The sequence below is a fragment of the Xanthomonas axonopodis genome (assembly GCF_001304695.1).
Lineage (GTDB): Bacteria > Pseudomonadota > Gammaproteobacteria > Xanthomonadales > Xanthomonadaceae > Xanthomonas > Xanthomonas axonopodis.
The window spans coordinates 1-9637 of sequence record NZ_JFAQ01000286.1; the positions used below are offsets into that span (position 1 = coordinate 1).

At 65.2% G+C, this 9637-nt stretch carries 8 protein-coding genes; 2 read left to right on the forward strand and 6 right to left on the reverse strand.

Annotation, left to right across the window (positions count from 1 at the left end; all coding sequences use genetic code 11):
• Positions 1–394 (forward strand): sensor domain-containing protein (locus tag XAXN_RS19680; protein WP_209018952.1); only part of this gene is annotated, 394 nt, incomplete at its 5' end.
• Positions 395–521: 127 nt separating this feature from the next.
• On the opposite strand, the gene XAXN_RS19685 is transcribed toward XAXN_RS19680, so the two are convergent.
• Positions 522–1865 (reverse strand): polyhydroxyalkanoate depolymerase, encoded by a 1344-nt coding sequence (locus XAXN_RS19685; RefSeq protein ID WP_174515561.1) that lies wholly within the window; start codon positions 1863–1865, stop codon positions 522–524.
• A gap of 296 nt (positions 1866–2161) precedes the next feature.
• The gene (locus XAXN_RS19690) at positions 2162–2764 is read right to left on the reverse strand and encodes a class I SAM-dependent methyltransferase (RefSeq protein WP_054320767.1); all 603 of its coding nucleotides are present in this window, start codon (positions 2762–2764) and stop codon (positions 2162–2164) included.
• Positions 2765–2846: 82 nt separating this feature from the next.
• Here XAXN_RS19690 and XAXN_RS19695 point away from each other — a divergent pair, with 82 nt between their 5' ends.
• Positions 2847–3293 (forward strand): HemJ family protein, encoded by a 447-nt coding sequence (locus XAXN_RS19695; protein ID WP_054320768.1) that lies wholly within the window; start codon positions 2847–2849, stop codon positions 3291–3293.
• Between the two features lie 200 nt (positions 3294–3493).
• Here XAXN_RS19695 and XAXN_RS19700 read toward each other — a convergent pair whose 3' ends face one another.
• The 4 genes from XAXN_RS19700 to dnaE all read right to left on the reverse strand — a co-directional run bounded on the left by XAXN_RS19700 (position 3494) and on the right by dnaE (position 9567).
• Positions 3494–3943, reverse strand: coding sequence for a hypothetical protein (locus tag XAXN_RS19700; RefSeq protein ID WP_054320769.1), 450 nt, complete (start codon positions 3941–3943; stop codon positions 3494–3496).
• Positions 3944–4019: 76 nt separating this feature from the next.
• The gene (locus XAXN_RS19705; protein ID WP_054320770.1) at positions 4020–4775 is read right to left on the reverse strand and encodes a tetratricopeptide repeat protein; all 756 of its coding nucleotides are present in this window, start codon (positions 4773–4775) and stop codon (positions 4020–4022) included.
• Between the two features lie 58 nt (positions 4776–4833).
• Entirely contained in the window at positions 4834–5793 is a 960-nt protein-coding gene (locus XAXN_RS19710; protein WP_054320771.1) for an acetyl-CoA carboxylase carboxyltransferase subunit alpha, read from the reverse strand.
• Positions 5794–5979: 186 nt separating this feature from the next.
• Positions 5980–9567 (reverse strand): DNA polymerase III subunit alpha, encoded by a 3588-nt coding sequence (dnaE, locus tag XAXN_RS19715; RefSeq protein WP_054320772.1) that lies wholly within the window; start codon positions 9565–9567, stop codon positions 5980–5982.
• Positions 9568–9637: the final 70 nt, after the last annotated feature.

The window sequence follows — 9637 nt, forward strand, 5'->3', positions numbered from 1 at the left end:
GCTGCTTGGCATGCGCATGCCGCGGCGCCCGCAACACCTGGGCCTGCAAGGTGGCTGGCTGCAGCGTATCGGCGCGATGTTCACCGATGCGCGTACCTGGAGCACGATACTTTATTTTCTGCTGATGCTGCCGCTGGGCATTGTCTATTTCACCGTGTTTTGCACACTGCTGTCGTTGGGCTTGGCCGCTTCACCGATCGCGGTGCTGTTCGACAACATCGCTGTGCTGACCTGGGATGCCGTGGACATCACCAGCGCCTGGCTGACGCTGCCGTTGTTCGTGGTGGGCGTGCTGTTGTTGTTCGTCACGCTGCATCTGGCGCGCGCGTTCGGCAAGCTGCACGGCATGTTCGCCAAGCAGCTGCTGGTCAAGGGCGGAGAAGCGGCCGCGTAATGCGGCTGGCCGAGAGGTCAGTGTGCGCAGGGCGACGGTGGCGTGCGCGCTGACATGGCGTGGCCTGAATCGCTGCGCGCAGATCGAGATGAAAATCCCCGGCATTGCCGGGGATTTTTTGTGTGGATCAGGCGCGTTTGCCGCGCTTGCGGATCGGGGTCACGGTGGCCGGGTCGCAGCTACCGACCGGGTCGGCATCGTAGCGGGCGATGAATTCGCGCACCTGCGGATACACCACCTCGCGCCAGTGACGGCCGCTGAAGATGCCGTAATGGTCGGCGCCTTCCACGACCAGATGGCGCCGATGCGCCGCATCGATGCCGGTGCACAGATCGTGCGCCGCCTCGGTCTGGCCGAGGCCGGCGATGTCGTCCAGCTCGCCCTCGATGCTCAGCAACGCGGTATTGCGGATCGCCGATGGCTTGACCAGTTGGCCGTCCACTTTCCACTTGCCCTGCGGCAGCAAAAACTCCTGAAACACCACGCGAATGGTGTCCAGGTAATACTCGGCCGGCATGTCGAGCACAGCGTTGTATTCGTCGTAGAACTGCCGATGCGCTTGCGCATCCTGCAGGTCGCCCTTGACCAGATCGGTGTAGAAATCCCAGTGCGACATCACGTGCTGGTTGGGATTCATCGACAGCAAGCCGGCGTGTTGCAGGAAGCCCGGGTACACCTGACGGCCATGGCCCGGATACGGGAACGGCACGGTGTGGATCAGGTTGTTCTGGAACCACTCGATGCCGTTTTCCGTGGCCAGGTTGTTGACCTGGGTGGGGCTGCGACGCGCATCGATCGGCCCGCCCATCATCACCAGCGAGCGCGGGGTGGGCTCGTCGTTGCTGGCCATCAGCGACACCGCCGCCAAGACGGGCACGGTGGGCTGACACACGCTCACCACATGCAGGCGCTCGGCGCCGATATGGCGGATGAACTCCTGGATGTAGGTAATGTAGTCCTCGAGCCGGAACGCGCCGGCGTCCAGCGGCACCATGCGCGCATCCACCCAATCGGTCACATAGACCTTGTGGTTGTGCAGCAGGGTGCGCACGGTGTCGCGCAGCAGCGTGGCGTGGTGGCCGGACAACGGCGCAACCACCAACACGGCAGGCTGCTCCTTCATCTTGCCGATCAGCTCGACGTGGTCGCTGAAACGCTTGAAGCGCAGCAGCCGGCAGAACGGCTTGCTCAACACTTCGCGTTCGATGATCGGCAGCGAATGGCCATCGACCTCGACATCGTCGAGCGCCCAGGCCGGCTTTTCGTATTCCTTGCCCAGACGGTGGAACAGCTCATTGCTGGCGGCCATGCGCTCGGCGCCCGGGAGCGACGCCCACAGGCTGTACGGGTCGGAAAACATCTTGGCGTTCGCCTGGGCCTGATGCACCCAGGGGGCTAGCAGATTGCGGGTCAGCTCATGCAGTTGATAAAGCATTCCACCCATCCGTGCGGCTTTGCTGCCGCGCAGCATACCGGTTTTGGCGCATTTGCACCTTAATGGGGCTGCGGACAGTTGAGCCTGTCACAGGGGGGGGGAGGCGAGTTTTTGGACGTGTAGCTCCTTGTCTTCGGGGTGTGACGGCAGGACTTGCGCGGCACGGATGCGTGCCTTTGAGCGCCCGCGCCGTAAGCGCGGGGAGGCACGGAGCGGGAGAAGGTGCGGGGCGATTTCCCTAGACGCAGCGATGGCTCCGAGCAAACCGCCCGTTCTTCGCTCCGAGCGACGCGGTGACCCGACGCGATGCTCGTGAGCAACCACCTTCCTGGTCAGCCGCGCTCCAACGCCGAGGCCTGGTCAGCCAGCTGCGGCGACAGCCAGCAGTGCGACCCCAGCGCAGCGAAGCCCACGCTGGCGAAGCGTTTGCGATACCAGCGCGCCGGTCGCGCCTGGAAGCCGTCGTGATCGCCCTCGAACGCATCTTCTTCGGCGAAGGCTTCCAGAAACGCCACGCCTGCGCACATCTCGGCCAATCCGGGCAGGCCCTGGTTGAATTCGCGGGTGGGCACGTAATGCAGCACGTCCGAGCAGATCAGCAGGTCCACCGGCGCGCACGGGCGCAGCCAGGCGAAATCGCCGAAGCGGGCGGGGTGGATCTGGCGGCTGCGGCCATAGCACTGCACCGCATAGGCGCTGTTGTCGAAACCCAGGTAGCTCAGCTTCGGCCGTGATGCCAGCAAGGGCGCGCGCCACGCGGCTTCGCCGCAGCCGACATCGAGCACGCTGCGGATCGGCCGTTCCAGGTAGTACTCGGCCTGGGCCACGGCGAGTGCGACCTTGCGCCGCAGGCGAGCGGGATCGGCAAGGCCGGCATCGCGATACCAGCGGCGGAAATAGTGGGCGTCGTATTGTTTGGGGTCGGACTGCTGCATGGACGTCGGCTGCTTTCGCGTGCGCGGATGCGCGGATGGGTGAAAATGCGGGCCATCCTACGCGAGCCAGCGGAGCCAGCGCATGCCCCTGTATTTGTGGATCAAGACCTTCCATCTGTTATTCGTGATCGCCTGGATGGCCGCGGTGTTCTACCTGCCGCGCATTCTGGTCAACATCGCCGAAGCCGGCAGCGACACCGCGGTGCGTGCGCGCCTGGTGTTGATGGGGCGGCGGCTCTACACATTCGGCCACAGCATGCTTGGTCTGGCACTGCTGCTGGGCGCGGTGCTCTGGCAGGGCTACCGGATCATTCCGGATTTCCCGACGATGGTCGCCGGCGGCTGGCTGCACGCCAAGCTGTTTGCCGTGGCATTGATTCTTGCCCACTACATCGTGTCCGGCCGCTGGGTCAAAGGCGCCGAACAGGGACGTGCAGTGCCCAGCGGGCGGGCCTTGCGCTGGTTCAACGAAGCACCGGTGATCCTGCTGGTCGGCGTGATCTGGCTGGTGCTGGCCAAGCCGTTCTGACGCATTCCACACCGCACTTGCGCACGCCTTAAGGTTTCGGCGCGCAGGTGCCAGAGCTGCCACTGTCGACAACATCCGAGGGGCATTCCGGTGTCTCACCGCGACTGACTGCGATGCGTCACAGCTGGGACGACCAGTGGCCTCGAGATGTGTGCGCCGTACAAGGGCCGATGAATCTTGAACGCTGAGCGAATGTGAGGTTATGCGCCTGTCTGCTGTTGCCTAAGCAGCATTTCCAGATACTGCTGCTGGTGTCCGGCAAATCCCTTTTTGCCGGACAGCGCGTCAATTTTGCCGAAGGCAGTACAGGCGCGCGCCTCATCTCCGCGTTGCAGCATCGCTTCGCCTTCGGACATCATCACAAGATGGTCTGTGTGGTCTGGGTCGTCGTACATCAGCGCCATTACCTCGATCCATTTGTGCACGTTTTCCTGATCGTGCAGATCGGCGCCATCCTTTACGAGACTTGCAGACAGGCTTTGCGGGTAATCATCCCAGCGCGCTTTGGGTTCGGGGGTCAACGCCCACGCCTGCAATCCCAGGGCGAGCGATTGCGCCAGGGCGTCGCTGCGAAACCGCTGTGTGGATTCCTCCAATAGGTGATCGATCTGGGCTCTCAGAGCTGGCTCGATTTCAGGCTTCCTTTGCATGGTGAAGGCCTTGATCGGGTTGCCGAGCGATTGAAGGCATGTGGCCTACCGCCGCATGGGGTCTTGTGGGCTGCCCTCAGGCGCTGGCGTCCAGTTCGCGCAAGCCCTTGCGCGCCAGATCGACCCAGGCGCGTTGCTCGCGCTGGTAATGCTTGGGCGAGGCGGCGGCGTGATGCAGTACCTGTTCGTATATCGCCCTGGCCTGGTCGTTGCGTGCGATGCGCTGCAGCAGTTGAGCATAGCGCACGCGTGCTTCTTCGCCCGGATAGCCTTGGGCCAGCGTTTCGTATTCGTGCAAGGCAGCCTCGGTGTCGCCGCTGCCTTCGACTGCGCGTGCATACAGCAGATGCCCGTCATGCGAACGGAAGCTGGGGTTGGCCGCGATCAAGGCATCCAGGGTCTGCCGCGTCTGCTGCGGCTGGCCCAGCCCGAACTGCGCCTTGGCCAGGCCGAGCATCAGGTGCGGATCGTCGCGATAGAGCCCGCGCAAGGCGCCCTGGTAATGCTCGGCGGCCTGCGCGTAATCGCCGCGCGCCAGCAATGTGTCGGCCAGCTGGCGGCGATTTTCCGGCGTGTCGGCCACATCCAGCCGGCGTGAGGCATCGCGCTGTTCGCGCTGCGGATCCAGGGTGCTGCGCACGCGCTTGAGGCTGCGGCGCGCGTTGGGGTCGTTGCGCAGGTCGGGGACGACCGCCACGCACACATAGACCAGCACCGCCAGCAGCGAAAACGCCAGCAGCAGGAAGATCCAGTACAAGGGCCGCCCGCTGCGCACGAAGTGGACGCAACAGGCCGCCTGCAGCAGCAGCGAGATCAGCAGGAGCGGAGACATGCGGGGTTGGCGTCCTTTCCATGGCCGCGCACTGTGCGCGGCGGCCTTCGTGCGCGAATCAATGCCCTTCGTAGGCACCATAGCTGCGCAGGCGCTCGTACCGCTGCTGCAGCAACGCATCCACTGGAATCTTTTCCAGCGCGTCCAGCTCGTTGAGCAGCACCGCTTTCAGGCGCTTGCCCATCTGCTCGGGATTGCGATGCGCACCGCCAGTGGGTTCACGGATCACCTTGTCGACCAGGCCCAGGCCCTTCAGGCGCTTGGCGGTCAGACCGAGCTGTTCGGCGGCGTCCTTGGCCTTGGCCGCGTCCTTCCACAGGATCGAGGCGCAACCTTCGGGCGAAATGACCGAATAGGTGCCGTATTCCAGTATCAGCGTGCGGTCGCCCACGCCGATCGCCAGCGCGCCGCCAGAGCCGCCTTCGCCGATCACCGTGCAGATCACCGGTACTTTCAGCTCGGCCATTTCCAATAGGTTGCGCGCGATCGCCTCGCTCTGGCCGCGTTCCTCGGCACCGATGCCCGGATACGCGCCGGGGGTGTCGATGAAGGTCAGCAGCGGCAGGCGGAAGCGCTCGGCCAGCTTCATCAGGCGCAAGGCCTTGCGGTAGCCCTCCGGGCGCGGCATGCCGAAGTTGCGCGCCACCTTGGTCTTGGTATCGCGGCCCTTCTGGTGCCCGATGATCACCACCGGGCGGCCGTCGATACGGCCCAGGCCACCGACGATGGCCTTGTCATCGGCGTAGGCGCGGTCGCCGGCCAGTTCCTGGAATTCGTCGCAGATGGTGTTGATGTAGTCCAGCGTGTACGGGCGCTGCGGATGACGCGCCAACTGCGAGACCTGCCAGGCCGACAGATCGCGGAAGATCTGCGCGGTACGCACGCGCAACTTGTCGCGCAGCGCACGCACCTCGGTCTCCACGTTGACTGCAGGCCCGGTACTGGCCTTGCGCAGTTCCTGGATCTTTGCTTCCAGATCGGCGATGGGTTGCTCGAAGTCGAGGTAGTTAGGATTCATGCAATGGCGTCGTCAACGTAAGGCGGGGAGTGTAGCTGAAGCGGTGTGGCTGGCGCGCGTACGCAGCCGTGCGGTGGCACCGCGGGGATTGGTCATTCGGGATTGGGGATTCGCAACAGCGGTCTATTGCGGGGGCGAAGCCGCGGTACTGTGGCCTTCCAATCCCCAATCCCGAATCCCGGCCTCTCACGCCCACGGAGGGTTGTACTTGATCTTCAAGGTGCGTACCGCCGGGTCGGCGCGCAGGCTGTCCATCAGCTGCTGGTCGATGCGCACCGAACGGGTGCCGTTGAGGTCGAGCATGCCGGCCACGCCGCCGCTGGGCGCGCGCAGCAGCAGGTCCAGGCGCAGGTGCGTCTTGCCGGGGCGGTGCTTGGCCAGCAGCGTGTCGATGCGCTTGAAGGCCTGCTTTTCGCGCAGGTCCAGGCGCAGCGACAGGCGCTGGGCGTGGTCGGCGCAGATCTGCTCGTAGTCCCAGCACTGGCGGATGCGCAGGCTGTAGCCGCCGTTGAATTCGTCCTCGCGCAGACCGCCTTTGACGATCAGGATGCGGTCGCGGGTGAGCAGGTGGCCGAACTCGGCCATCGCGTCGGAGAACGCGCTGCACTCCACCCGGCCGCGGCCGTCTTCGAGCTGCACGAACACCTGGCTGTCGCCCTTGCGCCGCACGCCGACGACCTGACCGGCAAGAATGGCGTTCACCTCCGGGCGCCAGGCGCGTTTTTCGCCGTCGCCGCCGCCGCCGCCGCCACGTTGTTGCGAGGCCAGGATCTTTTCCAGCGCGCCCAGGTCGCAGCCGACCAGCTCGCGGACTTCCTCGCGGTGCGGGTCGAACGGGTGGCCGCTGAGGTAGAAGCCCAGCGTTTCGCGTTCGCCGGTGAGCAGCTGGCCCAACGGCCATTCCTTGCTCTCTGGCAGGTCCAGGCGCATCGCCGGGGCGCTTGGGTCCGGCCCGCCGAACAGCGAGTTCTGCCCCGAGGCGCGTTCGCGTGCCATCTGCTCGGTGGCCTTCATCACTTCGGGCAACTGCAGCATCAGCGAGGCGCGGTTCTTGCCCAGGCCATCCATTGCGCCGGCATTGATCATCGCTTCCAGCGTGCGCCGGTTGAGCTTGGCGGTGCCCACGCGCGTGCAGAAATCCAGCAGCGTGGTGTAGGGGCCGCCGCGCTGACGTTCTTCGACGATCGCCTCGCAGGCGCCCTGGCCGACGCCCTTGATCGCGCCCAGGCCGTACTGAATGGTGTCCGGGCTGGCCGCCTCGAACATGTACGCCGATTCATTGACGCGCGGCGGCTTGACGGTGAGGCCGAGGTTGCGCACCTCATCGAGGAAGCCGACCACCTTGTCGGTGTTGTCCATGTCCGAGGACAGCGTCGCGGCCATGAATTCGGCCGGGTAATGCCGTTTCAGCCACGCGGTCTGGTAGCTGACCAGGGCATAGGCGGCGGCGTGCGATTTGTTGAAACCGTAGCCGGCGAACTTCTCCATCAGGTCGAAGATTTCGTCGGCCTTGGCTGCGCTCACGCCGCCCTTGGCCGCACCTTCGCGGAAGATTTCGCGGTGCTTGGCCATTTCGGCCGGCACTTTCTTGCCCATTGCGCGACGCAGCAGGTCGGCGCCGCCCAGCGAATAATCGCCGACGATCTGCGCCATCTGCATCACCTGCTCCTGGTACACCATGATGCCGTAGGTGTCTTTCAGGATGACTTCGGTGCGCGGATCGGGGTAGACGATCTCCTGCTGGCCGTGCTTGCGCGCGTTGAAGTCCGGGATCAGGTCCATCGGGCCGGGACGGTACAGCGACACCAGCGCGATCAGGTCTTCAAAGCGGTCCGGGCGCGCGTCCTTGAGCAGGCGGCGCATGCCCGAGGATTCGAACTGGAACACCGCGCCGGTATTGCCGGAGGCGAACACGCCCGTGTAGGTGGGCACGTCGTCGAGCGGAATGGCGGTGATGTCGACCGGATCGATGCCGGCGCGCGCGTGGCGCACGTTGATCGCCTTGACCGCCCAATCGATGATGGTCAACGTGCGCAGGCCAAGGAAGTCGAACTTCACCAGGCCCACCGCTTCGACGTCGTCCTTGTCGAACTGGGTGACCGGGTTCTTGCCGCGGCCGTCTTCGTCATGTTCGGCGAACAGCGGGCAGAACTCGGAGAGCGGCTCGGGCGCGATCACCACGCCGCCGGCGTGCTTGCCGGCGTTGCGGGTGAGGTCTTCGAGCTGGCGCGCCAGATCCATCAGGTCGCGCACTTCGTCTTCGACCTGGTAGCGCTGGATCAGATCCGGCGAGGCCATCTCCGCATCCTTGCCTTCGTCCATTGCGTCCTTGAGCGTGATGCCCAGGATGTTGGGGATCAGCTTGGCCACGCTGTCGACCAGCCCATACGAGAAGCCCAGCACGCGGCCGGCATCGCGCACCACCGCCTTGGCGGCCATGGTGCCGTAGGTGATGATCTGGCTGACGCGTTCGCGGCCGTATTTGCGCGCCACGTAGTCGATGACTTCGTCGCGCCGGTCCATGCAGAAGTCGATGTCGAAGTCGGGCATCGACACGCGCTCGGGGTTCAAAAAGCGCTCGAACAGCAGGTTGTACGGCAGCGGATCCAGGTCGGTGATCTGCAGCGCCCAGGCCACCAGCGAACCGGCACCGGAACCGCGGCCCGGGCCGATCGGAATGCCCTGGCTCTTGCCCCACTGGATGAAGTCGGCCACGATCAGGAAGTAGCCGGGAAAGCCCATCTTGATGATGGTGTCCAGCTCGAATTCGAGCCGGTCCACATAGTCCTGGCGGGTCTTGCCCGGCGCGATCGGGTTCTTTTCCAGGCGTGCGGCCAGACCTTCGCGCGACTGGCTGCGGATCCAGCTATCCAGCGTTTCGTCTTCCGGCACCGGGTAGGCGGGCAGGAAGTAGGTACCCAGGCGCATCTCGATGTTGCAGCGCTGCGCCAGCGCGTGGGTGTTGTCGATGGCGTCGGGGATGTCGGCGAACAGCGCCGCCATCTCCTCGCTGGATTTCATGTACTGCTGGTCGCTGTACTCGCGCGGGCGCTTGGGGTCGTCCAGCACGCGGCCGGAGGAAATGCATACGCGCGCTTCGTGCGCATTGAAGTCGCTGGCGTACAAAAAACGCACGTCGTTGCTGGCCACCACCGGCAGCCCGCGCACGCCGGCGGCATGCAGCGCGAACTGGTTGAAGCGCTCCTCGCCCTCGCGGCCGGTGCGGGTGAGCTCCAGATGCAGGCCATCGCCGAACACGCGCTGCCAGTCGGCCAGCTGCTGCTCGGCAAGATCCGCGCGGCCCTCGTTGAACAGGCGCCCGGCCAGGCTGTCGCGGCCGGCCAGCGCAAACAGGTTGGCGTGCCCGGCCTGCAGCCATTCCGGATGGATCGCCACGCCGCCTTCGGGGCGGTGGCCTTCCATCCAGGCGCGGGTGAGCAGCCGCGACAGGCTCAGGTAGCCTTCGCGGTCGCGGCACAGCAGGGTCATGCGCCACGGCGACATGTCCGGCGTGGCGATCATCACGTCGGCGCCGGCAATCGGTTTGATGCCGACGCCTTCGGCGGCCTTGTAGAACTTGACCAGCGCGAACAGATTGTTGAGGTCGGTGACTGCCAGCGCGGGCATGTCGAGTTCGACTGCCCGGCTCAGCAGGTTGGCCTGCTTGGCCTTTTTCGGGTCAGCCTGATCCGGTTTCTCGGGCACACGGATGGTGGAATCCGCCAGCGAGAACTCGGTGTGGACGTGCAGATGGACGAAGCGGGAAGTGGACATGCGGGACCGGAATAATGCGCGGTCAGGGTACCGGCGGGGGCCGGGGCGAACAAGGCTTGACAGCTGGGGG